Raw genomic sequence first — 25,459 nt, forward strand, 5'->3', positions numbered from 1 at the left:
GCCCGGTTACATTCCGAACCCGGAAGCTAAGCCTCATAGCGCCGATGGTACTGCAGGGGGGACCCTGTGGGAGAGTAGGACGCCGCCGAACAATTCTTCGAGAGAAGCCCCCGCCGGGTGAACCGGGCGGGGGCTTCTCTGTTGTAGGGTCAACATGCATTGTCGTTGCACGGGACAGGAGGCCCCCGGGTGGAGGTCCAGGAGACGCGGGTCCAGACCGATCGCGTCCTCACCATCCCCAACCTGCTCAGCATGGGCCGGCTGGTCGGCGTTCCGCTTTTTCTCTGGCTCATTCTGTGGCCGGTCTTCGGCGGGCCCAACAATGACGGCTGGGCTCTGCTGATCCTGGCGCTCAGCGGTGTCAGCGACTACCTGGACGGAAAGCTCGCTAGGCGGTGGGGGCAGATCAGTCGGGTGGGGCAGCTGCTGGATCCGCTGGCCGACCGGCTCTATGTGCTGTCCACCTTGGTCGGATTGACCTGGCGTGAGATTCTGCCGTGGTGGCTGACGGCGATTCTGCTGGCCCGGGAGGTGTTCATCGCCGCACTGCTGCCCATTTTGAACCGGCACGGTTACGGGCCGTTGCAGGTGAGTTTCCTGGGGAAGGCGGCGACCTTCAACCTGATGTACGCGTTTCCGCTGCTGCTGCTCGGCAGCGTGGACAGCTGGATCGCGCGGCCGGCCGAGGTGGTGAGCTGGGCCTTCATCTGGTGGGGCACCACCCTGTACTGGTGGGCCGCCATTCTTTACGCGGTCCAGGCGAGGCAGATCGTCAAGGGGCGCTCGGCGGGGCCGGCGTCCGCAGTCTGAGACGTGATCTGAGAGAAGCCCCACGCTCCATCGGTGCGTCGGACGATCTCTTCCGGGTAGACCACCTTCTGGAACGGTTTGATGGACCTGCTGGTCCACACCGCGAAGGAGGACGCACCCGTAATGAAAGCCGTTGTAATGGCAGGGGGCGAGGGCACCCGACTCCGCCCGATGACCTCCAGCATGCCGAAGCCGCTGCTACCGGTCGCCAACAGGCCGATCATGGAGCACGTGCTTCGGCTGCTGAAGCGGCACGGTCTCTCTGACACCGTCGTCACGGTTCAGTTCCTGGCCTCACTGGTCAAGAACTACTTCGGTGACGGCGAAGAGCTGGGCATGCATCTGACATATGCCCACGAGGAGACGCCACTGGGCACTGCGGGGAGTGTCAAGAACGCCGAGGACGCGCTCAAGGACGACTCCTTTCTGGTGATCTCCGGTGACGCGCTGACCGACTTCAATCTCTCTGAATTGATCGACTTTCACCGCAGCAAGGATGCTCTGGTCACCGTCTGCCTCACCCGGGTGCCGAACCCACTGGAGTTCGGTATCACGATCACGGACGACGAGGGGCGGGTCGAGCGCTTCCTGGAGAAGCCGACCTGGGGCCAGGTCTTCTCGGACACGGTGAACACCGGTATCTACGTGATGGAGCCCGAGGTCTTCGACTACGTCGCGGCGGGTGAGTCCGTCGACTGGTCGAGTGACGTGTTCCCGCAGCTGTTGAAGGAGGGGAAGCGGGTCTACGGCTACGTCGCCGAGGGCTACTGGGAGGACGTGGGCACGCACGAGAGCTATGGCAAGGCCCAGGCGGACGTCCTGGAGGGCAAGGTCGACGTCGAGCTGGACGGTTTCGAGATCTCGCCCGGCGTCTGGGTCGCCGAGGGTGCCGAGGTGGACCCGGAGGCGGTGCTCCGCGGGCCGCTCTACATCGGGGACTACGCCAAGGTCGAGGCCGGCGTCGAGCTCCGCGAGCACACCGTGCTGGGCAGCAACGTGGTCGTCAAGCGCGGCGCGTTCCTGCACAAGGCGGTGGTGCACGACAACGTGTACATCGGGCCGCAGAGCAATCTGCGCGGCTGCGTGGTCGGCAAGAACACCGACGTGATGCGGGCCGCGCGGATCGAGGACGGCGCGGTGATCGGGGACGAGTGCCTGGTCGGCGAGGAGTCGATCATCGGGGCGAACGTCCGGGTCTACCCGTTCAAGACCATCGAGGCCGGCGCCGTCGTCAACACCTCGGTGATCTGGGAGTCGCGCGGCCAGGAGCACCTGTTCGGCCTTCGCGGCGTCTCGGGGATCCTGAACGTCGAGATCACGCCGGAGCTGGCCGTCCGGCTGGCGGGCGCCTATGCGACGACCCTCAAGAAGGGGGCGACCGTCACCATTGCGCGTGACCACTCGCGTGGTGCGCGTGCGCTCAAACGGGCGATGATCTCGGGGCTGCAGACCTCGGCGATCGACGTCCGGGACCTGGAGAACGTGCCGATGCCGGTGGCCCGGCAGCACACGGCGCGGGGGAGCGCGGGCGGGATCTTCCTGCGGACCACGCCGGGAGTGCCGGACTCGCTGGACATCCTCTTCTTCGACGAGCGCGGGGCCGACCTGTCCCAGGCCGGGCAGCGCAAGCTCGACCGTGTCTACGCGCGCCAGGAGTACCGGCGGGCCTTCCCCGGTGAGATCGGTGACCTGACCTTCCCGTCCAGCGTCTTCGACTCCTACGCGGGCAACCTGCTGCGGACGGTCGACATCACCGGGGTCCGGGAAGCCGGGCTGAAGGTGGTCGTGGACACCGCGCACGGCAGTGCAGGCCTCGTGCTGCCGAGCATCCTCGGCCGGCTCGGAGTGGAGGCGCTCACCGTCTCCAGCGGGCTCGACGAGGCGCGGCCGACGGAGGACGCGGAGGAGCGACGGGCCGGGCTGGCCAGGCTGGGCGAGCTGGTGGCGTCCTCGCGGGCGGCGTTCGGCGTCCGCTTCGACCCGGTCGGCGAGCGGGTCGCGTTCGTGGACGAGCTCGGTCGGGTGATCGACGACGACCGGGCGCTGCTGGTGCTGCTCGACCTGGTCGCGGCCGAGCGGCGCAGTGGTCAGGTCGCGCTTCCGGTGACCACGACGCGGATCGCCGAGCAGGTCGCCGCGTACCACGGCACCCAGGTCACCTGGACCACGACGACCCCGGACGACCTCGCGAAGGCGGCGTCCGCCGAGAACACCGTGTTCGGCGGCGACGGGCGCGGCGGCTTCGTGGTGCCGGAGTTCAGCGGCGTGCTGGACGGGGCGGCGGCCTTCGTCCGGCTGGTCGGCCTGGTCGCCCGGACCCAGCTCACGCTGAGCCAGATCGACGCGCGGATCCCACAGGCGCACATCCGGCGCCGGGACATCGCGACGCCGTGGGCGGCCAAGGGCATGGTCATGCGCTCGGTGGTGGAGGCGGCGGGCAGCCGGCGCCTGGACACCACGGACGGCGTCCGCGTGGTCGAGGCGGACGGGCGCTGGACGCTGGTACTGCCGGACCCGGCCGAGGCGGTCACCCACCTGTGGGCGGAAGGACCGGATGACGAGGCGACCGAGGCGCTGCTGGACGAATGGGCGGCGGTGGTCGAGAGCGCCGGGCGGTGACGGCCCGCAGCTGAGGACGGAACTGCCCTGATCGGCGGGGCGCACGGCTCGGTCCGTGCGCCCCGCTGTCCGTTTACACCTCATTCGAGGTAATCCGTCACTTTCTGTCGTGTGTCCAGCATGTGTGCAGCTCAGGGGCCGTGCACTGGCCCCTCCTCCGCCATGGGACGATGGTCCGCATGCCAGCGACGCCGACGCCGAGTGCCCCGAACGGGCGGTACAACCGCCCGGACGCCTCGATGTCCCTGCTGACCAACGTGATGGACCACAGCCTGGACGAGGGCTACGCCGAGGCGGCCGCGGCCCGCGGCGGTGCCCGGGACAGCCGGATGCCCGGCACGCTCCAGGGACTCCTCACGCTGGGCGCCGGGCTGGCGCTGGTCGGAGCGGTGGTGACGGTCGGCGCGGTGAACGCGCACAAGGCCGAACCGACGCTCGCCAAGGAACGGGACGCGCTGATCCAGCGGATCAACGACAGCAACACCTCGGCCGACCACCTGCAGAAGCAGGTGCAGGAACTGCGGCGCAAGGTCGACAGCACCCAGCAGCAGGCGCTCGCCTCGGCAGGGGACGGCGACCCGGGCAGTCTGACCGGCACCGTGGGCCTGGGCGAGGTCACCGGGCCGGGCGTCAAGCTGGTCCTGGAGGACGCCGCCGGGACGGGCCTCGGGGGCAACGTCGACCCCCGGGCCGGACAGGGCTTCTCCAACAGCGGACGGCTCCGGGACCACGACCTGCAACTGGTGGTGAACGGCCTCTGGGGCTCCGGGGCCGAGGCCGTGGCGATCAACGGCCAGCGGCTGACCGCGCTGTCCGCGATCCGGGCCGCGGGCGAGGCGGTGCTGGTGGACAACCGGCCGCTGGTGCCGCCGTACTCCATCCAGGCGATCGGGGACGGACCGAAGGTCCTGGCGGCCTTCGAGAACGACATGGCCGGACAGTACCTGCGGCTGCTCCAGGAGAGGTACGGCATCAAGTCGACGCTCTCCACGCAGAAGAGCCTGACGCTGCCGGCGGCGGTGGGCGTCACGCTGCGGACCGCGCAGCCGGTCACGCCCGAACCCTCTCCCAGCGCGACGCCGCCGGGCACCCCGATGCCGACCGGACCGTCCTCGGCGGACCAGGGAACCTCGCAGAGCCCGGGTGCGTCCGTCTCACCATCGGCCTCAACGACCACGTCACCATCCGCGACCAGCGGTGGTCCGACCACCAAGCGGCGTCCGTCCACCGGATCCGCCAAGACCGCGACAGGGACAGGAGCAGCCAGACCGTGATTGCCGTACTGGGTCTCGTGATCGGAGTGGTCGTCGGCCTCTTCGTCCAACCCGAGGTGCCGGACGCCGTCGTGCCCTACCTGCCGATCGCCGTGGTCGCGGCCCTGGACGCGGTGTTCGGAGGTGTCCGGGCGATGCTCGACGGGATATTCAACGACAAGGTGTTCATCGTCTCGTTCCTGTCGAACGTGGTGGTCGCGGCGCTGATCGTCTTCCTCGGCGACCAGCTGGGCGTCGGCTCGCAGCTGTCCACGGGTGTGGTCGTCGTCCTCGGCATCCGCATCTTCTCCAACGCGGCCGCGATCCGGCGCCATGTCTTCCGTGCCTGAGCCGGGCCGCGGGACGGCTGAAGAGAAAACGCCGGAGGCCGTGGAGGTCGAGCCGGCGACCGGGGAGCCGACCGTCGACCCCTCGACCGTCGATTCCTCGATCGTCAAGGAATCGACCCCCGGGGAGTCGACCGCTGAGGAGCCGACTGCCGAGGAGGCGACCGGAAAGGCCGTGGAGGCACCCGAGCCGGGCGCCGGCGGAGCTGCCGAGGAGACGGGCGGGGACGCCGGCCAGGAGAAGTCTGAGGCTGAGGCTGAGCTTGAGGCCGGATCGCTGCCGGAGCCGACGCTCAGGCTCGCCAAGCCGGTCCTGCCGAGGCTCGAGCCGAAGGAGCCGGAGACGACCCCTGGCCCCGGCCCCGGCCCGGGCGCGAAGCCTGCTCCCCTGCCCGCCCCGGCCGTCGAGTCGAAGCCCGCGCCGGAGGCCGAACCCGAGCCGGCGGCGGAGCCGGAGTCCGAGCCCGCTGCGGAGGCCGCCGAGCAGTCGCCCGTCGTGGACCGGAACACCGGTCGACGGCGCCTGAAGGCGGCGCTGTGGCCGCCGAGGCTGTCGCGCGGTCAGCTGGTGGTGGCGCTGCTGCTCTTCTCGCTCGGTCTGGGGCTGGCGATCCAGGTGCGGTCGACCAACGACCACCACAGCCAGCTGCGCGGGGCCCGACAGGAGGACCTGGTCCGGATCCTCGACGAGCTGGACAGCCGCCAACAGCGTCTCCAGCAGGAGAAGGCGGAGCTGGAGCAGTCCCTGGCGAAGCTGGAGAACAGTTCCAACCAGGCCAAGGAGGCCCAGGAACAGACCAGGAAGAAGGTGACGGAGCTCGGTGTTCTGGCCGGTACCGTCAAAGCCACTGGTCCGGGCATCGTCCTCACGGTCGATGACCCCCAAGGGCAGGTGAAGGCAGATATGCTGCTGGACACCCTGCAGGAACTTCGAGCGGCGGGGGCGGAGGCGATTCAGATCAACGATGTGCGCGTGGTGGTCAACACCTACTTCACCGACCAGTCGGGCGGTGGGGTGCAGATCGACGGGAAGAAGGTCTCGCAGCCCTATCGGTTCACCGTCGTGGGGAACCCGCAGGACCTGACGCCCGCGCTGAACATCCCGGGAGGTGTCGTCCGCACGCTGGAGAGCCACCAGGCGCGGGCGACGATCACCCAGCAGCAGAAGGTGGTCGTCGACGCTCTCGTGGACCTGAAGACGCCGCAGTACGCCAAGCCGGCTTCGAAGTGACGAGGCGCTCGGCGAACGGCCCGTCACGGGCGGGCGGCACCCGGTGCGGGGCGCCGTCGTCACGTGGGCGAGACTGGCTCGCGCCAGTACGTTCCGCAGCAACTACCGCCGCACCAACCGTCGGAGTACCACTCCAGCGGGCCCGAGCCGCAACCGGGCTCGTGGCCTGTCCGAGGTTCTCACCCTGCCCCGCGGGCGGGTCTGTCACACGCAAGGGGATTCGCCCGTGAGTTTCTTCTCGAAGTTGTTCGGTCGCAACAAGAGCCGTGACGCGGCCGCCGTCGAGGCGCCCACCGCGCGGCACCGCAGGCCGGAGGACGAGCCCGCCGTGCCGGGCATGCGACCTGCCCCCGAGGCCGCGCCGTACGCCGGACAGCAGTTGTTCCGGGACGGCGGTGCCGCCCAGTACGCGGGGAATCCGGCGGGCCACGGCGCGTCGGTTGACCCTTCCGGCGACCCGCGCATAGGTTTCCCGGCAGGACCCTCAACCTCTGGTGGAGGGTTTGCCCCGGACCCGTACGCCGGGCACAACCCGTCGGGTGTGCCGCGCCAGGAGGCTGTGAACATGGCTGGCCCCACTCCGTGCCCCAGGTGCGGCAACCAGAACCCGGCCGCGGCCCGGTTCTGCTCCAACTGCGGGGCGGCGCTGCGCGGCGGCCTGCTTCCGGAGGGGGCGGCGGAGACCACGTCGACCATCTCCATCTCCGGCCTGGAGTCGTACGACCCCACCACCACGACCGGCACCGGCACCACGCCGGCCCTGTCGGCCGAGGTGCTGTCCGCGATCGACGCGCTGCCGCCGGGCTCGGCCCTGCTGATCGTCCAGCGCGGCCCGAACTCCGGCAGCCGCTTCCTGCTGGACTCGGACGTCACCACGGCGGGGCGCCACCCGCAGGGTGACATCTTCCTGGACGACGTCACGGTCTCGCGCCGCCACGTGGAGTTCCGCCGCACGCCGGCCGGCTTCAGCGTCGCGGACGTGGGCAGCCTGAACGGCACCTACGTGAACCGGGAGCGGATCGACGAGGTGACGCTCAACAACGGCGACGAGGTCCAGATCGGGAAGTACCGGCTGGTGTTCTTCGCCGGCCACAACCGGGGGTACTGAAACCAACGTCGGTAGGAGCCCGAGTGAATACGAATACCCCTTCCTCTTCTCTCGGGGCGGCCACCCCAGCCCTGTCCGGTCCGCAGGCGGAGCGCGGCGGGCGCGGGGTGGTCGCGGGCCCAAGGCAGCCGGTCCGCCCGGACCGGCCTGCCGGGCGGCGGCGCGGCGGTGACGAACTGTTGAGCATCGGCGCGGTGCTGGCCTTCCTCCGCGACGACTTCCCCGAGGTCACCATCTCCAAGATCCGCTTCCTGGAGGCGGAAGGACTGGTCGAGCCGCAGCGTACGCCCTCGGGTTACCGCAAGTTCAGCCCGGCCGACGTCGACCGGCTGGCCTACGTCCTGCGGATGCAGCGGGACCACTACCTCCCGCTGCGGGTGATCCGCGAGCACCTGGACGCCATCGAACGCGGCGAGGCCCCGCCCGCGCTGCCTTCCGCAGCCGACACCCGGCCGGGGCCGGTGGACGAGGCGGACCGGGAACTGACGGCATCCGCCGAGGTCGCGTCCGGGGTCCGGCTGGGGCGCGCCGAACTGCTCGCAGCCGCCGAGGCCGGCGAGCGGGAGCTGGCCGAGTGGGAGGCGTACGGCCTGGTGGCCCCGGGCCCGGACGGCGGGTACGACGGCGAGGCACTGCAGGTGGCGCGGCTGGTCGCGGAGCTCGGCCGGTACGGACTGGAGCCGCGGCACCTGAGGGCCATGAAGGCGGCGGCCGACCGCGAGGTCGCACTGGTGGAGCAGGTGGTGGCGCCGCTGCGCCGGCACCGGAACCCGCAGACCAGGGCCCATGCCGAGGCCACCGCGCGGGAACTCGCGACGCTTTCCGTACGGCTTCACGCGGCCATGGTCCAGGCCGGTCTGCGGACCCGCGGGTAGCCGCCGCGGCGGCCTCCGGGCGGCCGGTGCACCGCGCTGACCAGCGGCGTCGGCCCTGCGCTTTCATATCCGGGACCGGAGCCATAGGGTTGCGTGTGTGAATGAGCTCGACGTCGTGGGTGTCCGAGTGGAGATGCCTTCCAACCAGCCGATCGTGCTGCTGCGGGAGGTCGGGGGAGATCGCTACCTGCCGATCTGGATCGGCCCTGGCGAGGCGACCGCGATCGCCTTCGCCCAGCAGGGCATGACGCCGGTGCGCCCGCTGACGCACGACCTGTTCAAGGACGTCCTGGAGGCGCTCGGCCAGCAGCTCACCGAGGTACGGATCACCGATCTGCGCGAGGGTGTCTTCTACGCCGAGCTGGTGTTCGCCGGCGGGGTCGAGGTGAGCGCCCGGCCGTCCGACGCGATAGCGCTCGCGCTCCGGACCGGCACGCCGATCTACGGGAGCGAGGAGGTGCTCGCCGAGGCGGGCATCGCGATCCCGGACGAGCAGGAGGACGAGGTCGAGAAGTTCCGGGAGTTCCTCGACCAGGTCTCGCCCGAGGACTTCGGCGGCGGCGGTCCGCAGTAGCGCGAAGCAGCGCGGACCGATTGTGGGGCCCGCTCGGCCCGTCGTTTTGCCAAAATTCGTCCATCTACCCACACTAGGGGCACGAAAAACCACTCTCCTGAGTGATGTGGTTTGTCTGACCCGGCGTGGCGATCGTTGACGGGTCATAGGGGACTGCCTACCGTCAGGAGTGGCTGTCCGGGTGGCCGATGCCCGCAGTCGGGTTGCCCGCAGCACGAGTGGACGGAGGCAGGCATGAGCAGCACCGGCGATGACGCGGCCGTGGGAGGCCTGTGCGCCGTGCACGTGCCGCGCGCAGCCCGTACCGTCGCGGACCTCCCCCGGGTGGTGGGCAGGTTCCCGGCCGTGCAGCCGGGTCAGCCGGCCATCGAGCGACTGGCCCCGACCTCCGAACTGGTCGGCTTCCGCGGCCCCACGGCCTGTGCGGCGGCCGGCATCACCTACCGCCAGTTGGACTACTGGGCCCGCACCGGACTGCTGGAGCCCAGCGTCCGGACGGCCTACCCGGCGACCAGCCAGCGGCTCTACAGCTTCCGCGACATCCTGCTGCTCAAGATCGTGAAGCGGCTGCTCGACGCAGGGGTCTCGCTGCAGAACATCCGGGTGGCCGTCGCCCACCTGCAGGCCGCCGAGCAGGCGGACCTGGCCGGGATGACGCTGATGTGCGACGGCGCGACGGTGTACGAATGCGCCACGCCGCAGCAGGTGGTGGACCTGCTGAAGGGCGGTCAGGGGGTGTTCGGCATCGCGGTCGGCGCGGTCTGGCGGGAGCTTGAGCTCGTCGTCGGACGACTGCACGCCGAGCGCACCGACACCGGCGAGACCCTGGTCGGGCACGACCCGGCCGACGAACTGGCGCAGCGGCGCAACCGGGCGGTCTGACTGGTTGTTCGACGGGGCCGCGGGCCGGACGGGGAACCGTTCGGCCCCGCGGCCTCGTCGTGTTGCCTGGTGAAACGAGCGACGGAGGGGCACATGGGGGTCGGCACCGGGATATCGGGGCTGCTGCGGCGCAGAGCCGGACTGCTGCGGACGCGACTGCGGCAGCGGGGGACCCAGCGCAGGGTGTTCCAGGTGGGCACGGTGCTGTGCTCGCTGGCGCTGGCGCCCAGTGCCTGGGTGTGGGTGACCGCGGGGGACCGGGTGGGCACGGTGGAGAGCGCGCCGTCCGCCCCGGTGGCGGTGGTCTTCGGCGCCGGACTGGACCAGGGCAAGCCCTCGCCGTACCTGGAGCACCGCTTGGTCGCGGCGGTGGACCTCTACCGGGAGGGCAAGGTCCGGGCGATCCTCGTGACGGGGGACAACGGGCGGATCGAGTACGACGAGCCCGACGCGATGTTCACGTACCTGACCGGGCACGGGGTGCCGGCGGACCGGGTGGTCCGCGACTACGCGGGCTTCGACACCTGGGACTCCTGCACCCGGGCGCACCGGATCTTCGGGGTGGACCGGGCGGTGCTGGTCAGCCAGGACTTCCACGTCCGGCGGGCGTTGGCGCTCTGCGAGGCGGCGGGCATCCGGTCGTACGCCGTCGGGGTGCCGGAGCTGCACGACGTGACGTGGCTGTACGGCGGGCTTCGGGAGGTCGCCGGGGCGGGCAAGGCGGCGGTCAACGCCTGGCTGCGGCCGGACCCGGAGTTCCTCGGGCCCAAGGAGGACGGCATTCCGAAGGCGCTGGCGCAGGCGGCGAAGAAGTAGCCGACGGCGCCGCCACCGGGCCGCCGGACGCCGGAGCACCGGAAGGGGGCGTCGGCCGGGTTCGTACGCACTGTCGGACCCGTACGCGATGATCGGCGGGTGCGATCACTGCCGAGCATCATCCACCTCGACATGGACGCCTTCTTCGCGGCGGTGGAGCAGGCGGCCAAGCCGAGCCTGCGCGGCAAGCCGGTGATCGTCGGCGGGCTCGGCGGGCGTGGCGTGGTCTCCACGGCCTCGTACGAGGCGCGGAAGTTCGGGGTGCACTCGGCGCTGCCGATGGCGCAGGCACGCCGGCTCTGCCCCAATGCGGCCTTCCTGGCGGGCCGGTTCGAGGCCTACCGGCAGGTCAGCGACACCGTGATGGGCCTGCTGCGCGAGCTGTCGCCGCTGGTGCAGCCGCTCAGCCTGGACGAGGCCTTCGTGGACCTGGAGGCCGGACCGTACGGCCCGGTGCTGGCGGAGGCGGACCACGAGACCGGCGAGCGGCTGGTGCTCGCGCTCGCGGAGGACCTGCGCGCGGACATCCAGCGGCTCACCGGACTGACCGGCTCGGTCGGCGCGGCCGGATCCAAGCTGATGGCCAAGATCGCCTCCGAGCAGGCCAAGCCGGACGGCCTGGTGCTGATCGAACCCGGACAGGAGCGGGCCGTGCTCGGTCCGCTGCCGGTCCGGGCGCTGCCCGGGATCGGGCCGGCCACGGAGCAGGTGCTGCGGCGGGCCGGGCTGAGCACCGTGGCCGATCTCGCCGAGGCGGGGGAGGCGGAACTGGTCCAGCTGCTCGGGCGGGCGCACGGCGCCGGGATCCACCAGATGTCGATAGGGCTCGACGAGCGGCCCGTGGTGGCCGACCAGGACGCCAAGTCCGTCTCGGTGGAGGACACGTACGAGGTGGACCTGGCCGACCGGGAGCGGGTGCTGCGCGAGGTGGAGGCGCTGGCCGCCCGGTGCGTGCGGCGGCTGCGGGCGGCAGGGCGCTCGGGGCGGACGGTGGTGCTCAAGGTCCGGCGGTTCGACTTCTCGACGCTGACCCGCTCGGAAACGCTCGGCGGACCCACCGATGACGAGGCGGTGATCACCGCGACCGCGCGGCGGCTGGCCGAGCAGGTGGACATCACCGGCGGGGTCCGGCTGCTCGGCGTGGGCGTCGCCCAACTCGCGGACTACACCCAGGAGGACCTGTTCGCGCAGGCCCTGCGGGAGGAGGCCGAGGAGCACACCGCAGCGGCCGCCGAGGCCGCCGCCGTGGAGAGCGAGGAGGAGCCGGAGGCCGCCGTGGTGCGGCGCTGGCTGCCCGGGCAGGACGTCCGGCATGCCGAGTTCGGGCCGGGGTGGGTCCAGGGCAGTGGTGTCGGGAGGGTCACCGTACGGTTCGAGACGCCGTGGAGCGGGCCCGGGCGGGTGCGGACCTTCGCGGTGGACGACCCGGCACTCGAACCCTCCCGGCCGCTGCCGCTGCGCCGGGAGGAGGGCGCGACCTCTGCTGAGGGCGCCGGGTCCGGCGGGGACGGCGACGGGTCGGGGGAGGGTGGCTGAGGCGTGAGGGGCTGGGGCGTGAGGGGCGGAGAGACGAAAACGGCCCCACCCGGTGGGGGAGTACCGGGTGGAGCCGTATCACCGTGCCGGAACCCGTACGGTCGTGATGCCCTCGCGACGTACGGAGGACCGGGGCCCCGCGCCCTGTCCCTGAGCGCGGGGGCCGGACGCCTCGTCAGGCGTCGGTCTTGACCAGCTTGTCGCTGGAGTCCTGCGGGACCGGGCCGTCGACGACCGTGGGGAGGGCGTCGGTCTTGGTGGCGCGGATCAGGAACGGGACGACACCGGCGATCACGCAGACCACGGCCGCGGTCCAGAACGCGTGCTTGTAGGCGTCCAGGGTGGGCAGGGAGATCGGGATCTGCGGCGGCAGCTTCATGGTGTCGCCGGTCAGGATGGCGGCCATGACGGCGGTGCCGATCGCGCCACCGACGGTGCGCAGCACGGAGTTCATGCCGTTGGCGATGCCGCTCTGCTCGACCGGGACGGCGCCGTTGATGTAGGCCGGCATCGCGGCGAAGGCGAGGCCGACACCGAGGCCGAAGATGGCCGAGGCGGTGTAGATGTCGCCCTCGTGGCTGTGTCGCAGGGCCAGGTAGGCCATCGAGACGGCGCCGAGGACACCACCGAGGACCAGCGGCAGGCGCGGGCCGCGGCGGGCGATCAGCAGGGCGCCCAGCGGGGCGGCGACCATCGAGCCGATCGCGGACGGCAGCAGCATGACACCCGCGTGCAGCACGGTGGCCGTGAAGCCGTAGTGGGTCAGCTTCTCCGGGGTCTGGGCGAAGTTGCTGATGACCATGAAGGAGCCGTACATGCCGAAGCCGATGAGCAGGCCGGCGGCGTTGGTGAAGGCCACGGCCGGGCGGGACATCATCTTCATGTCGACCAGGGGGTGCGCGACCTTGGTCTCGATGATCCCCCAGATCAGGGCCACGACGGCGGCGATGGCGAACAGGCCGAGGGTCTTGGTCGAGGTCCAGCCCCAGTGGTTGCCCTGGCTGACCGCGACCAGCAGGGCGGAGAGCCAGCCGGCCAGGGTGATCGCGCCGAGCGGGTCGGCGCCGCCCTCCTTGTCGGTGACCGGGTCGGACGGGACGCGGAAGGCGACCAGGGCGATCGCGATCAGGCCGAAGACCAGGCCCATCCAGAAGATCGACTTGTAGTTCCAGTGCTCCAGCAGGACGCCGGTGGCGACCAGGCCGAGGCCGGAACCGACGCCCATCGAGGCGCTGATGGCGGCGACGCCGCCGGTCACCTTCTGCTTGGGCAGCTCGTCGCGGACGATGCTGATCGCCAGCGGCATGACGCCACCGCCGGCGCCCTGCAGGACGCGGGCGACGACCAGCCAGGTGAAGGAGTGGGTGCTGACGGCCAGTGCCGAACCGGCGACCAGGCCCGCCAGCGAGATCAGCAGCATCGGCTTACGGCCCCGGAGGTCGCCGAAGCGGCCCAGGAGGGGAGTCAGCACGGCGGCGGACAGCAGGTTGGCGGTCATCAGCCAGGTGACGCTGGACGCGGTGACGTCCAGTTCCTTGGCCAGCGAGGGCAGGATCGGGACGACCGCGGTCTGCACCACGCTGAACGACAGCATCGCCAGGATGAGGGCCGGCAGGACCCGGGCGCTGCTCTGCTTCTCGGCCGCGGTGGTGGGCTGGGGTGCCTCACTCACGGTTGCTTCCTCCCGTACATAGTGAATGAACTGAAGTAACTGTGCGGGAAATACTTCAGAGTGTCAAATATCGAGTGGTTAAGGTTTGGCAAAGGGGGGAAGGGAGCGCCCCCGCCGGCCCGGACACGCGGAAGGACCCCGGTCGTCCGGCCGGGGTCCTTCGGGTGCGGGGAGGGTCAGACGACGGGCCGCAGGGCTTCCGCGTGGGACATATCCGGGGCCGGGGCGGCGGCCGCCTGGGACGCCGTGTCGTCGTGTACCTCGACGTGCTCGCGGCGGAGTTCGTCCCGGATCACCTCCTCGTCGGTGTACCGCTCGACCACGAGGCGGACGCGCTCGATCGGGGTGAGGTACTTGCGGACCGCCGGGCGCTCCTCACGGAGGGTGACCTCTTCGACGGCCTCGGCGATCTCCTTGTCGCTGAGCGCGGTGCGCTCGGCGTCGCTGACCGGCACCCGCTCGACCCGGACCCTTTCGCGGACCACCGGGACGCGGCGCTCGATCTGCTCGGTCGTCACGTACTTGCGCAGCTTCGCGGTGCCCACGGTGTGCCACTCGGTGGTGATGTCCAGCCGCTCCTCGTGGCAGGTGATCTCGACCGGGCCGGTGGGGGCGGACGGGGCCGTACCCGGGGCGGGAGAAGGGCTGCTCGCCGCCGGGGCCTGGTGGAACCTCGGCTCCGTCGCGGGCGTGGGCGCGAGGGCCGTGGTGACGGGTGCAGGGGTGCTGACGGTCTGCACTGGGGCCTCCGTGGCGGTGCTGGGGCTGTGGTTGACGGGGGCGACCGTGGTGGCCGGGCCGGGCTCGTGGGAGCGGAAGGCGAGTGGCTTGGCGGTGGTCGTGGCCGCCGCGGCGGTGCCGAAGTCGAGGTCGGGCTGGGCGGCCCGGCCGCCGTCCTCGTCGGCCCCGTGCCCGTCCACCGAGGTGTCGAGGCCGTAGTAGCGGTAGAGCTGGAGCTCCTGGGCGGGGGACAGGTGCTGGCCGACGCCGAAGTCCGGCGACTCCTTCACCAGCGACTTGTCGTACGGCACCCGGAGCTCGTCGCCGGAGAACTCGCTCGTGGTGAGCGGGACGAAGGCGTCCCGGCCGAAGATGCCGGTCCGGACGGCGGCCCACTCGGGCCGACCGGTGGCGTCGTCCAGGTACACCTCGTCGACCGTGCCGATCTTGTCTCCGCTGCGGTCGACCGCCTTGTGGCCGATGAGATCCCGGGGGTCGATGTCGGTCTGCACTCTTTCCTCCAGTGCGCTGGGCCTGCGGAATTCCCGCAGGAAAGGCGGCCGGAGCACCCTTGTCGTCCCGCCACTTCACACCAAAAGCCATGAATCGGACGGGCGCGACCCGAGTGCGCCGGACGGGCTGGGAGCTGCGCCGTCCGGGGGACGCGCGTAGACCGGAGGTGACGCGACGCACCCGTGATCGGAAGGCCTCCCGCTGGTACCCTGGGCGGCGACCGCAGAGCCCGCTCGGGAGAGTCTCCGATTGCGAAAAGCGCTGGTCGGGGCGCCGAAGGAGCAACTCCTCCCCGGAATCTCTCAGGCATCCGTACCGTGTGGGGTAGGTCACTCTGGAAAGCAGGGCAGGACCGTCGGCATGGGAGCCGGCGATCACCACCCTCACCGACGGTGCAAGCCGACGGCGCGCCGACCGCGCACCGTGCGGGCGAAGCTCTCAGGTCCCGATGACAGAGGGGGAGGCCTGTCGGGTTCGTCCGCCAGGGCCGATCCGCTGTCCGCAGCGGGAAGGCCGGCCGGCGTGCGTACCCCCGCCGGTCCGTGACCAGGAGGCCTCGACCACCATGAACGCCCAGCCGAACGCGGGACGCCCCACCGGCGCCTCGACCCTCACCGAGCTTGAGCTGGCCAGCCCCTTCGAGAACCGCCACATCGGCCCCGACGCCCCCGCGCAGGAGAAGATGCTGGCGTCCGTCGGCTACGGCTCGCTGGACGAGCTCGCCGTCACCGCCGTGCCCGAGGCGATCCGCTCCATCACCGGCCTGGACCTGCCCGCCGGCCGGACCGAGGCCCAGGTCCTCGCCGAGCTGCGCGAGCTGGCCGGCCGCAACCAGGTGCTCCAGCCGATGATCGGCCTGGGCTACTACGGCACCTTCACCCCGCCGGTGATCCTGCGCAACGTCATGGAGAACCCGGCCTGGTACACCGCCTACACGCCGTACCAGCCGGAGATCTCGCAGGGCCGCCTGGAGGCGCTGCTCAACTTCCAGACCCTCGTCTCCGACCTGACCGGCCTGCCGACCTCCGGCTCCTCGCTGCTCGACGAGAGCACCGCGGCCGCCGAGGCGATGGCGCTGGCCCGCCGCGTCACCAAGGTCAAGGGCGGCGTCTTCCTGGTCGACGCCGAGACCCTGCCGCAGACCGTCGCGGTGATCAACACCCGTGCCGTGCCGACCGGCGTCGAGGTCGTCGTCGCCGACCTCTCCGAGGGCATCCCGGCGGAGATCGCCGAGCGCGGCGTCTTCGGTGTGCTGCTGCAGTACCCGGGCGCCACCGGCGTGGTCCGCGACCTCGCCCCGGTGATCGAGCAGGCGCACGGCCTGGGCGCCGTCGTCGCCGTCGCCGCCGACCTGCTGGCGCTCACCCTGCTCAAGTCCCCGGGCTCGCTGGGCGCCGACATCGCCTGCGGCACCTCGCAGCGCTTCGGCGTGCCGATGGGCTTCGGCGGTCCGCACGCCGGCTACCTCTCGGTGCGCGCCGAGTACGCCCGCTCGCTGCCCGGCCGCCTCGTCGGCGTCTCCGTCGACGCCGACGGCACCCGCGCCTACCGCCTGGCGCTGCAGACCCGTGAGCAGCACATCCGCCGCGAGAAGGCCACCAGCAACATCTGCACCGCCCAGGTGCTGCTCGCCGTCATGGCCTCGATGTACGCCGTGTACCACGGCCCGGACGGCCTGGCCGACATCGCGCGTCGCACCCACCGCTACGCCGCCGCCCTCGCCGAGGGCCTGCGGGCCGGCGGCGTCGAGCTGCTGCACGGCGAGTTCTTCGACACCGTCACCGCCGTCGTCCCGGGCCGCGCCGCCGAGATCGCCGCCGCCGCCCGCGCCAACGGCATCAACGTGTACCAGGACGGCGAGGACCGGATCGCGGTCTCCACCGACGAGACCACCACCCGTGAGCACCTGGCCGGCGTCTGGGCCGCGTTCGGCGTGCCGGCGGTCGAGGTGGCCGAGGACGCCGACGCGCTGCCCGCCGCCCTGCTGCGCGAGGACGAGTACCTCACCCACCCCGTCTTCCACAGCCACCGCTCGGAGACCGCCATGCTGCGCTACCTGCGCCGCCTGTCGGACCGGGACTACGCGCTGGACCGCGGCATGATCCCGCTCGGCTCCTGCACCATGAAGCTCAACGCGACCACCGAGATGGAGGCCGTGACCTGGCCGGAGTTCGGCCAGCTGCACCCCTTCGCGCCGATCGAGCAGGCCCAGGGCTACCTGACCCTGATCCGCCAGCTGGAGCAGCAGCTGGTCGAGGTCACCGGCTACGACGCCGTCTCGATCCAGCCGAACGCGGGCTCGCAGGGCGAGCTGGCCGGCCTGCTGGCCGTCCGGGCCTACCACCAGGGCAACGGCGACACCCAGCGCGACGTCTGCCTGATCCCGTCCTCCGCGCACGGCACCAACGCCGCCTCCGCGGTGATGGCCGGCATGCGCGTGGTCGTGGTGAAGACCCTGGTCGACGGCGACGTGGACGTCGAGGACCTGAAGGCCAAGATCGAGCAGCACCGCGACAACCTGTCGGTGCTGATGGTCACCTACCCGTCGACCCACGGCGTCTACGAGACCCAGATCACCGAGATCTGCGCCCTGGTGCACGAGGCCGGCGGCCAGGTGTACGTGGACGGTGCCAACCTGAACGCGCTGGTCGGCCTCGCCAAGCCGGGCAAGTTCGGCGCGGACGTCTCGCACCTCAACCTGCACAAGACCTTCTGCATCCCGCACGGCGGCGGCGGCCCGGGCGTCGGCCCGGTCGCGGTGCGCGCCCACCTGGCGCCGTACCTGCCGAACCACCCGCTGCAGCCGGAGGCCGGCCCGGCCACCGGCGTCGGTCCGATCTCGGCCGCGCCGTGGGGCTCGGCGGCGATCCTGCCGATCTCGTGGGCGTACGTCCGGCTGATGGGCGGCGAGGGCCTCAAGCGCGCGACCCAGGTCGCGGTGCTGAACGCCAACTACATCGCCAAGCGCCTGGCGCCGCACTTCCCGGTGCTCTACACGGGCCCGGGCGGGCTGGTCGCGCACGAGTGCATCATCGACCTGCGTCCGCTGACCAAGGAGACGGGCGTGACGGTGGACGACATCGCCAAGCGCCTGATCGACTACGGCTTCCACGCGCCGACGATGTCCTTCCCGGTGGCCGGCACGCTGATGATCGAGCCGACCGAGTCCGAGGACCTGCACGAGATCGACCGGTTCTGCGACGCGATGATCGCCATCCGGGCCGAGATCGACAAGGTCGGCTCGGGTGAGTGGGCGGCCGACGACAACCCGCTGCGCAACGCCCCGCACACCGCCGCCGAGCTGGCCGGCGACTGGGCGCACGGCTACTCGCGGCAGGAGGCCGTCTTCCCGGCGGGCGTGAACCCGGCGGACAAGTACTGGCCGCCGGTGAGCCGGATCGACGGCGCGTACGGCGACCGCAACCTGGTCTGCTCCTGCCCGCCGCTGGACGAGTACGGCGTCTGACGGACTCCGGGCCACGACGGGCCCGGGCGCACGAACGCGGGGCCCCGGCGGATCGATCCGCCGGGGCCCCGCCCGTTGTGCGCCGTTGCGGCGGCTGCCCCCGCCGTGCGGCCGGACCGGTCGGTCAGGCCGCGTGGGCGACGGGGCGGCGCGGGGCGATCACCCGGCCGTCGGGCAGCAGTTCGCCGGTGTCCTCGAACATCACGACGCCGTTGCAGAGCAGGCTCCAGCCCTGCTCCGGGTGGCAGGCCACCGACACGGCCGCCTCGCGGTCCTCGGACTCGGCCGACGGGCACTCAGGACGGTGCTGGCACATACGCGTACCCTCGCTTCGCTCTGCGATCCTCCCCGTGGTGCGGTCGCCGGAGGTCGGGCTGCCCGGGAACCGCCGCGGTAGTCGGATCCTGTCCGCACGTCGGTCAGGTGTTGACCGGCGCTCAAGTGGGTAGGACAGGTGGTCCTTCCACGCTGGTTCCCAGTGTCGGCGTCTGGGGACGCGCGCGCAGGGATTTGGTGACATGCGCCACAACTCCCGGGCAGAGATCACCCGTTCAGGTGGGGCGGGGAAGAAAAGGCGCACCGGTGGGTCAGCCCGGGCCTGGCCCGATCAGGCCATGGCGAATGGCCCGTCCGGGCGGTGCCGTTCGGGTGATGCGCACCCGGGCCGCGGACGCGGCCGCGCCGAAGGGCCGCCGGGCGGGTGGCCCGGCGGCCCTTACGACTGCGGGCGGCTCAGGCGGAGCCGAGCAGCAGCGGCCTGGCGAGCGGGGTACGGGCGAGCAGCGGCAGTAGCTCCGCGGCCGGGTGGGCGCGGTGCGCGGTGACGCCGAGCGGGGCCGGGGCGAGCGGGATCAGCAGGTCGGAGTCCGGTCCTGTGTCGGGATTGTGCAGCCAGAGCGCCGTCGCGTACTGGCCGGGGAAGGTCAGCAGGCGGGGCTGTCGGCGGACCCGGGAGCCCTGGGCGAGCTGCCGGGCCTCGCGCAATGCCCGGACCGTCGAGTCGAGGTAGGGGCCGGCGGTGAAGTGCGAGAAGGTGTGGCCCTCGACGCTCTGCACCACCTCGGCGGCGGCGGCGACGTCGGAGCCGTCCTTGATCAGGAAGCGCCAGCCGGTGCGGCGGGCGGCGGAGAGGTCGGGGCGTGGGCCGTCCAGGACGTGCACCGCGAGCGGGTGCGCGGGGAGCAGGCGGCCGACGGGATGACGCAGCGCTGCGGCGGCGGGCTGGCGCAGGGCGGTCTCCGAGTCGAGTGCGCCCAGGAGCGCGCGCAGGGCGCTCGGTGGGGGCTGGGGGGTCTGCAGAGTCATGGCGGGGTCCGCCTCTCCAAGCGAGATCGGCGTGCGAGTGCGGCATACCGGCGTGGCGCGGCGCGTCCTCGGTGACGGGGGCCTGGCCGTGTCCGGTTGTGCAGGATCGCGGTGCCGGCGCGGGCCCCGCCGTCGACGAGGGGCTTCGAGGCGGGAGCGGACCGGCCGGAGCGCTGTGCGAATTCCGTCGAACGGATGCGCAGGGTGACCTGTTTATCACAGGCGGTGGCGCCGAGCAAGTCTGCAGTTCCACTGATTCTCCGTCAGTTCCCTTGCATTACAAGCCATTCCGAGTGATCGGGTATCGATCTTCGAGGTGGGCATGATGCTGGCACGGTCGGTCGGCCGGGTGGCTCGACGGGGTGGCTCAGTCAGGAGGAGGGGACCGTGGGCGAGAAAGTCGTGGCGACTCGGGCGGATCTGGCGGACCGGCAGCTGTACCGGCGCAAGCTCCAGACCTGTCTCGACGTGCTGGGACGGATGCTGCGGGAGGACCGCTTCGACCGGCCGCGGGCGGTGATGGGACTGGAGATCGAGCTCAACCTGGCCGACGAACAGGGCCTGCCGGCCCTGAACAACGCGCAGGTGCTGAGCTCGATCGGCTCCAGCGACTTCCAGACCGAGCTGGGCAAGTTCAACATCGAGGTGAACATCACACCCCACCGGCTCGGCGGGCACGTCTTCGAAGAACTGCGCGAGGAGATCGACACCGGGCTGCGCTACGCCGACCGGCGGGCCGCCGAGGCCGGGGCACGGATCGTCATGGTGGGCATCCTGCCGACCCTCGAGCACGCCCACACCGGGCTCGACTCGATGAGCCACAACCAGCGGTACACCCTGCTCAGCGACCAGATCCTGGCCGCCCGGGGAGAGGAGATCGCGCTGGACATCGAGGGCGTCGAACATCTCCAGTTGGAATCCGTCACCATGGTCGCCGAGGCCGCCGCCACCTCGCTGCAACTGCACCTCCAGGTGACCCCGGAGCGCTTCTCCTCGGTCTGGAACGCCGCCCAGGCACTCTGCGGGCCGCAGCTCGCACTCGGCGCGAACTCCCCCTTCCTGTTCGGCCGGGAGCTGTGGCGGGAGACCCGCCCGGTGCTCTTCCAGCAGGCCTGCGACACCCGTTCGGCGGAGCTCAAGGCCCAGGGCGTGCGCCCGATCACCTGGTTCGGCGAGCGCTGGGTGGACTCGGTGTACGACCTGTTCGAGGAGAACCTGCGGTACTTCCCGGCGCTGCTGCCGATCTGCGACGACGAGGACCCGCTCAAGGTGCTGGCCTCCGGCGGCGCGCCCAAGCTCGCCGAGATGCGGCTGCACAACGGCACCATCTACCGCTGGAACCGGCCGATCTACGACGTCTCCGGCGGCGTCGCGCACCTGCGGGTGGAGAACCGCGCGCTGCCGGCCGGCCCGACCGTGGCCGACACGCTGGCCAACGCCGCCTTCTACTACGGGCTGGTGCGGGTGCTCGCCGAACAGCCCCGGCCGATCTGGACGAGGCTGCCGTTCGAGCGTGCCGACGAGAACTTCCGGCAGGGCGCCCGCTACGGCATCGACGCCGTCCTCCAGTGGCCCCGCCCCGGCCGGGCCGGGCGCGGCGGCGGACTGCAGACGGTCTCCGCCGTGGACCTGGTGCTGGGCGAGCTGCTGCCGCTGGCCTACCAGGGCCTCGACGAGTGGGGCGTGGAACCCGCCGACCGGGACCGCTACCTGGGCATCATCGAGCAGCGCTGCCTGCGCCGCACCAACGGCGCGGCCTGGCAGAGCGCGACCTTCCACCGGCTGCGCGAGCAGTACGGGATGGACCGGCCGGCCGCGCTCGCGGCGATGACCCGGCGCTACGCCGAGCACATGCGCACCGGAGAGCCGGTGCACACCTGGCCGGTCGGCTAGCCGGGCCGCTGTGTCAGGATGATCGCCCCGGCGGTCGGCCGACGGCCGGAACGACCGCCCGCCCGCTGGAGCCCCCGTGACCACCGTTCCGACCTCGCCGGAGACCGACCAGCCCACCCGCCGCCTACTCGGCGCGGAACTGCTGATCGTCCTCGGCCTGTCGCTCGGCGCAAGCGGGATCAGCGCGCTGATCAGCTTCGCGGGCTCGCTCACCGAACCGCTCGCGCTCGGCCGGCAGGTCGCCATGCTGAACGGCTCGCGGGCGCCCGGGCGGCCCTGGCTGGACCTGGTGTGGCAGCTGTACTACATCGGGCGCGGCTTGATGCCGGTGGTGCTGGTCGGCTACCTGCTGGTGCGCGAGGGCGTCTCGCTGCGGGTCCTGGGCTTCGACCTCGGGCAGAAGCTGCGGGACCTCGGCCGGGGCGCCGCCGTCGCCGCCGCGATCGGCGGGACGGGGCTGGCGCTGTACCTGGCCTCGCAGGCGGCCGGGTACAACCTGACGGTGGCGCCGTCCGGGCTGCCGGACGTCTGGTGGCGGGTGCCGGTGCTGGTGCTGTCCGCCTGGCAGAACGCCATCCTGGAGGAGGTCGTCGTCCTCGGCTACCTGCTGCGCCGGCTGGGGCAGTCGGGGTGGTCCTGGCCGGCGGCGGTGGTGGCCGGCTCGGTGCTGCGCGGTTCGTACCACCTGTACCAGGGGGTCGGCGGGCTGGTCGGCAACACGGTGATGGGGGTGGTGTTCTGCCTGCTCTACCGGCGGTGGGGCCGGGTGATGCCGCTGGTGGCGGCGCACGCGCTGATCGACACGGTGGCCTTCGTCGGATACGCGCTGCTCGCGGGCCACGTCAGTTGGCTGCCGACCCCCTGAGCGCGGACCGCCCGGACGGGAGCGCCTGGCCGCGCGGCGGGCGGGCGAGCAGCCGGTCGACGTGCCGGCGCTCCAGGCCCTGGCCGGGATCGATCGGCAGCAGGAGGCGGTCGCGGCGCCAGAGCGACGTCCGGACGAGCCGGCCGGGGATGACGTCGTCCACCCAGGCGAACGGGCGCCCGTCGGCGTAGCGCAGCAGCGGGGCCCATTTGGCGGCGGAGAACAGCTCCATCAACGGGACGCGAGGGTCTCCGGGCTGCGGGACGTAGCCGGTGAACCGCACCACCGGGAGCGGGTCCAGGCCGATCGCCGGGGCGATGTGGGTGTTGGCGTGCTCCTCCCAGGTGGTGGCCCAGACCAGGTCGTACGTCCCGGAGAGCTCGCGCAGCCACCTGCCGTGCCGGGCGGAGAGCAGGACGGAGTAGCCGAACAGGGTGTGGGTGTCGAACCCGGCGTCCGGATGGGGACAGACCGGGTTGAGCACCCCGTCGACGTCCAGGAACAGCAGTGGCTTCGGCACCGGTGGCCCCCCAAAGGCGGTGGTGTGTGCTGTCTCTTCGGACGAACCACCCGTACCGCTGGTTGCGCTGCGGCGGGCGCACGCGGGGCGCACAGGGCGCTCACGGGGCGGACGGCGGCGCGATGACGTGCACCGGTGCGTCGGTGGTGCTCCTTCGGCTCGGTCAGGCCGGACAGGGCACCGTCAGCCGAGGTGGCCCCGGAGGAAGGTGAGGGTGCGGCGCCAGGCGATCCGGGCCTGCAGGGGGTCGTAGGTGCCGAGCAGGTTCTCGTCGTTCATGAAGGCGTGCCCGGCCGGGTAGAAGTGGATCTCGGGACGGACGTCCGTGGCCTCGCCGATCCGGATCGCCGCCTCGTCCACGGCGGCCATCGGGATCGAGCGGTCCGACTCGCCGAAGTGGCCGAGGACGTGGGCCGTCAGCCCGCGGTAGTCGAAGTCCGGGTCGGGCGGGAGGCCGTAGAAGGGCACCGCGGCGGCCACCTTGTCGCCGGCCCGGGCGGCCAGCAGCAGGGCGAAGCCGCCGCCCATGCAGAAGCCGACCGTGCCGACGGCGTCGCCGACCACGCCGTCCAGTGCGAGCAGGTGGTCGACCGCCCCGGAGAGGTCCTCGACGGCCTGCCCGACCGGGAGCTCGCGCTTGAGCCGCGCGGCCTCGGCCCGGTCGTGGGTGGTGGCGCCGCCGAACAGGTCGGGAGCAAGGACGGTGAAGCCCTCGGCGGCGAAGCGGTCGGCCATGGTGGCGACGTGCGAGGTGAGCCCCCACCACTCCTGCACCACCACCAGGCCCGGCCCCGCGCCCTGCGGCGGGCGGGCCAGGTACCCGTGCGCGGTACGGCCGTTGCTCGGGAAGGTGACGTTCTGCCGGGAGCCGCCCTGGTCAGGCATGGCTTCCTCTCGATGGGTCGGGCCGCGTGCGGCGGGGTTCGGTCGGGCGTCCCGGTCAGCCCATCTCCTCCAGTGCGCGGCCCTTGGTCTCCCTGATGCAGAAGGCCACGAACGGGATGGACAGCAGCGCGAAGGCCGCGTAGATGGCGTACGTCGCCGAGAGGTTCCAGTCGGCGAGGTCCGGGAAGCTGACGGTGATCGCCCAGTTGGCGATCCACTGGGCCGAGGCGGCGACCGACAGGGCCAGCGCGCGGATCCGGTTGGGGAACATCTCGCCGAGCAGGACCCAGACCACGACGCCCCAGGAGAAGGCGAAGCAGAGCACGAAGACGTGCGCGGCGACCAGGGCGACCGTGGCGTGGGTGTTGTCCAGGGTGGCGGTGTCGCCGGTGCCGTTGCGGTAGGAGAACGCCCAGGCGGCGGTGCCGAGCGCGGCCGCCATGCCGGCCGATCCGGCCAGGGCGAGCGGCTTGCGGCCGATCCGGTCCACCAGGGTCATCGCGATCACCGTGCCGATCACGTTGATGATCGAGGTGGAGAGGCTGATCAGCAGGGAGTTGGACTCGTTGATGCCGACCGACTGCCAGAGCAGGGACGAGTAGTAGAAGATCACGTTGATGCCGACGAACTGCTGGAACACCGAGGCGCCGATGCCCACCCAGACGATCGGCAGCAGGCCGAAGCGGCCGCCGAGCAGGTCCTTGAGCCGGGGCTTGCGCGAGGACTCCAGCACGGCGCGGATCTCCGCCACCCGGAGGTCCAGGTCCACGCCCTCGCCCTCCACCTCGACCAGCACCCGGCGGGCCTGCGCCTCGCGGTGGTCGGCGATCAGGAAGCGCGGCGACTCCGGGATGGAGAGCGCCATCAGCCCGTACACCAGGGCGGGGACGGTCTCGACGCCGAGCATCCACTGCCACGCCTGGATGCCGCCGAGGTGGTTGGTGGACTCGCCGCCCGCGGCCTGGTTGAGCGCGTAGTTGGCGAGCTGGGAGACGGTGATGCCGAGCACGATCGCCATCTGCTGGAAGGACGCGAGCCGCCCGCGGTAGGCGGTCGGCGCGACCTCGGCGATGTAGGTGGGTGCGATCACCGAGGCGATGCCGATCGCGATGCCGCCGATCACCCGCCAGACCGCGAGGACCTCGATGTTCGGCGGGAACATCGAGCCGATGCCGCTGGCCGCGAACAGGACGGCGGCCAGCAGCATCGTGCGCACCCGGCCGAAGTGGTCGGCGAGCCGGCCGGCGACCACCGCCCCGGCCGCCGAGCCGAGCAGCGCGATGGCCACCACGAAGGCCGTGGTGCCGTGGCCCACCCCGAAGTGCTTCTGGATGCCCGTCACCGCGCCGTTGATCACGGCGCTGTCGTAGCCGAACAGGAAGCCGCCCATGGCGGCGGCCGCCGAGATGAACACCACATGGCCCAGGTGGGCCTCGCCGGACGCCTGTTGGCTGCTGACTGAGGACACATGTGCTCCCGGGGGTGGACGGGCCCGCTCTGGCGCCGAGTGGGCAGGGCTCGTCTCACATTCGAGCAGCGCCGGGGCCGACCTGCCCGTGTTGAGGGCCG

Annotated in this window: 21 protein-coding genes, 1 rRNA gene and 1 riboswitch; of the genes, 15 read left to right on the plus strand and 7 right to left on the minus strand. The window is 71.7% G+C overall.

Annotated features, from left to right (window positions below; genetic code table 11):
- The 12 genes from rrf to IF30_RS0128310 form a co-directional block, all read left to right on the plus strand.
- Positions 1-91: ribosomal RNA gene (gene rrf, locus IF30_RS43985) — 5S ribosomal RNA — on the plus strand; the annotation flags it as partial.
- A 98-nt stretch (positions 92-189) separates the two neighbouring features.
- Positions 190-810, plus strand: a complete 621-nt coding sequence (locus IF30_RS0128260) for a CDP-alcohol phosphatidyltransferase family protein (RefSeq protein ID WP_030243670.1) — start codon at positions 190-192, stop codon at positions 808-810.
- Positions 811-933: 123 nt separating this feature from the next.
- Positions 934-3,429 carry a mannose-1-phosphate guanyltransferase gene (locus IF30_RS0128265; RefSeq protein ID WP_030243671.1) on the plus strand — a complete coding sequence of 832 codons (2,496 nt, stop codon included), beginning with the start codon at positions 934-936 and terminating at the stop codon, positions 3,427-3,429.
- A 179-nt stretch (positions 3,430-3,608) separates the two neighbouring features.
- Positions 3,609-4,703: a DUF881 domain-containing protein gene (locus tag IF30_RS0128270; protein ID WP_324605658.1), complete on the plus strand. Its 1,095-nt coding sequence runs from the start codon at positions 3,609-3,611 to the stop codon at positions 4,701-4,703.
- Positions 4,700-5,032 (plus strand): small basic family protein, encoded by a 333-nt coding sequence (locus IF30_RS0128275; protein WP_030062488.1) that lies wholly within the window; start codon positions 4,700-4,702, stop codon positions 5,030-5,032. Before IF30_RS0128270 ends, IF30_RS0128275 begins: the two co-directional genes overlap by 4 nt.
- 310 nt (positions 5,033-5,342) lie before the next feature.
- Positions 5,343-6,260, plus strand: coding sequence for a DUF881 domain-containing protein (locus tag IF30_RS0128280; protein WP_030243677.1), 918 nt, complete (start codon positions 5,343-5,345; stop codon positions 6,258-6,260).
- Positions 6,261-6,486: 226 nt separating this feature from the next.
- The gene (locus IF30_RS44665; RefSeq protein WP_063752804.1) at positions 6,487-7,368 is read left to right on the plus strand and encodes an FHA domain-containing protein; all 882 of its coding nucleotides are present in this window, start codon (positions 6,487-6,489) and stop codon (positions 7,366-7,368) included.
- 179 nt (positions 7,369-7,547) lie between these two features.
- Positions 7,548-8,243, plus strand: coding sequence for a MerR family transcriptional regulator (locus IF30_RS0128290; protein ID WP_037901472.1), 696 nt, complete (start codon positions 7,548-7,550; stop codon positions 8,241-8,243).
- A 97-nt stretch (positions 8,244-8,340) separates the two neighbouring features.
- On the plus strand, positions 8,341-8,817 hold the full coding sequence (locus tag IF30_RS0128295) for a bifunctional nuclease family protein (RefSeq protein ID WP_030062493.1): 477 nt from the start codon (positions 8,341-8,343) through the stop codon (positions 8,815-8,817).
- A 234-nt stretch (positions 8,818-9,051) separates the two neighbouring features.
- Positions 9,052-9,699, plus strand: a complete 648-nt coding sequence (locus IF30_RS0128300) for a MerR family transcriptional regulator (protein WP_030243682.1) — start codon at positions 9,052-9,054, stop codon at positions 9,697-9,699.
- A 93-nt stretch (positions 9,700-9,792) separates the two neighbouring features.
- Positions 9,793-10,515 carry a SanA/YdcF family protein gene (locus IF30_RS0128305; protein ID WP_051711376.1) on the plus strand — a complete coding sequence of 241 codons (723 nt, stop codon included), beginning with the start codon at positions 9,793-9,795 and terminating at the stop codon, positions 10,513-10,515.
- Between the two features lie 99 nt (positions 10,516-10,614).
- Positions 10,615-12,051, plus strand: a complete 1,437-nt coding sequence (locus IF30_RS0128310) for a DNA polymerase IV (protein WP_078891783.1) — start codon at positions 10,615-10,617, stop codon at positions 12,049-12,051.
- A gap of 175 nt (positions 12,052-12,226) precedes the next feature.
- Here IF30_RS0128310 and IF30_RS0128315 read toward each other — a convergent pair whose 3' ends face one another.
- On the minus strand, positions 12,227-13,723 hold the full coding sequence (locus tag IF30_RS0128315) for an MFS transporter (protein ID WP_030243688.1): 1,497 nt from the start codon (positions 13,721-13,723) through the stop codon (positions 12,227-12,229).
- 176 nt (positions 13,724-13,899) lie between these two features.
- On the minus strand, positions 13,900-14,955 hold the full coding sequence (locus IF30_RS45680; RefSeq protein ID WP_078891784.1) for a PRC and DUF2382 domain-containing protein: 1,056 nt from the start codon (positions 14,953-14,955) through the stop codon (positions 13,900-13,902).
- Positions 14,956-15,180: 225 nt separating this feature from the next.
- Positions 15,181-15,284, plus strand: a riboswitch (glycine riboswitch).
- 237 nt (positions 15,285-15,521) lie between these two features.
- Between IF30_RS45680 and gcvP the strand changes: the two genes are divergently transcribed.
- Positions 15,522-18,422, plus strand: a complete 2,901-nt coding sequence (gene gcvP / locus IF30_RS0128325) for an aminomethyl-transferring glycine dehydrogenase (protein ID WP_030243691.1) — start codon at positions 15,522-15,524, stop codon at positions 18,420-18,422.
- Positions 18,423-18,546: 124 nt separating this feature from the next.
- Here the strand turns inward: gcvP and IF30_RS0128330 are convergent, their stop codons facing one another.
- Positions 18,547-18,738, minus strand: coding sequence for a DUF5999 family protein (locus tag IF30_RS0128330; protein ID WP_030243692.1), 192 nt, complete (start codon positions 18,736-18,738; stop codon positions 18,547-18,549).
- A gap of 416 nt (positions 18,739-19,154) precedes the next feature.
- Positions 19,155-19,727, minus strand: coding sequence for a hypothetical protein (locus IF30_RS0128335; RefSeq protein WP_030243694.1), 573 nt, complete (start codon positions 19,725-19,727; stop codon positions 19,155-19,157).
- 387 nt (positions 19,728-20,114) lie between these two features.
- Between IF30_RS0128335 and IF30_RS0128340 the strand changes: the two genes are divergently transcribed.
- Together IF30_RS0128340 and IF30_RS0128345 are read left to right on the plus strand one after the other, a co-directional pair.
- The gene (locus IF30_RS0128340) at positions 20,115-21,620 is read left to right on the plus strand and encodes a glutamate--cysteine ligase (protein WP_030243696.1); all 1,506 of its coding nucleotides are present in this window, start codon (positions 20,115-20,117) and stop codon (positions 21,618-21,620) included.
- Positions 21,621-21,696: 76 nt separating this feature from the next.
- Entirely contained in the window at positions 21,697-22,485 is a 789-nt protein-coding gene (locus IF30_RS0128345) for a CPBP family intramembrane glutamic endopeptidase (protein WP_030243699.1), read from the plus strand.
- Here the strand turns inward: IF30_RS0128345 and IF30_RS42085 are convergent.
- The 3 genes from IF30_RS42085 to IF30_RS0128360 form a co-directional block, all read right to left on the minus strand.
- Positions 22,463-23,005: an HAD domain-containing protein gene (locus IF30_RS42085; protein WP_051711379.1), complete on the minus strand. Its 543-nt coding sequence runs from the start codon at positions 23,003-23,005 to the stop codon at positions 22,463-22,465. The genes IF30_RS0128345 and IF30_RS42085 overlap by 23 nt on opposite strands.
- A gap of 183 nt (positions 23,006-23,188) precedes the next feature.
- The gene (locus tag IF30_RS0128355; RefSeq protein ID WP_030243704.1) at positions 23,189-23,890 is read right to left on the minus strand and encodes a dienelactone hydrolase family protein; all 702 of its coding nucleotides are present in this window, start codon (positions 23,888-23,890) and stop codon (positions 23,189-23,191) included.
- 55 nt (positions 23,891-23,945) lie between these two features.
- Positions 23,946-25,358 carry a sugar porter family MFS transporter gene (locus tag IF30_RS0128360; protein WP_030243706.1) on the minus strand — a complete coding sequence of 471 codons (1,413 nt, stop codon included), beginning with the start codon at positions 25,356-25,358 and terminating at the stop codon, positions 23,946-23,948.
- Positions 25,359-25,459 lie beyond the last annotated feature (101 nt).

The organism is Streptomyces sp. NRRL S-350 (genome assembly GCF_000719705.1).
In the GTDB taxonomy this organism is placed as follows: Bacteria; Actinomycetota; Actinomycetes; order Streptomycetales; family Streptomycetaceae; genus Kitasatospora.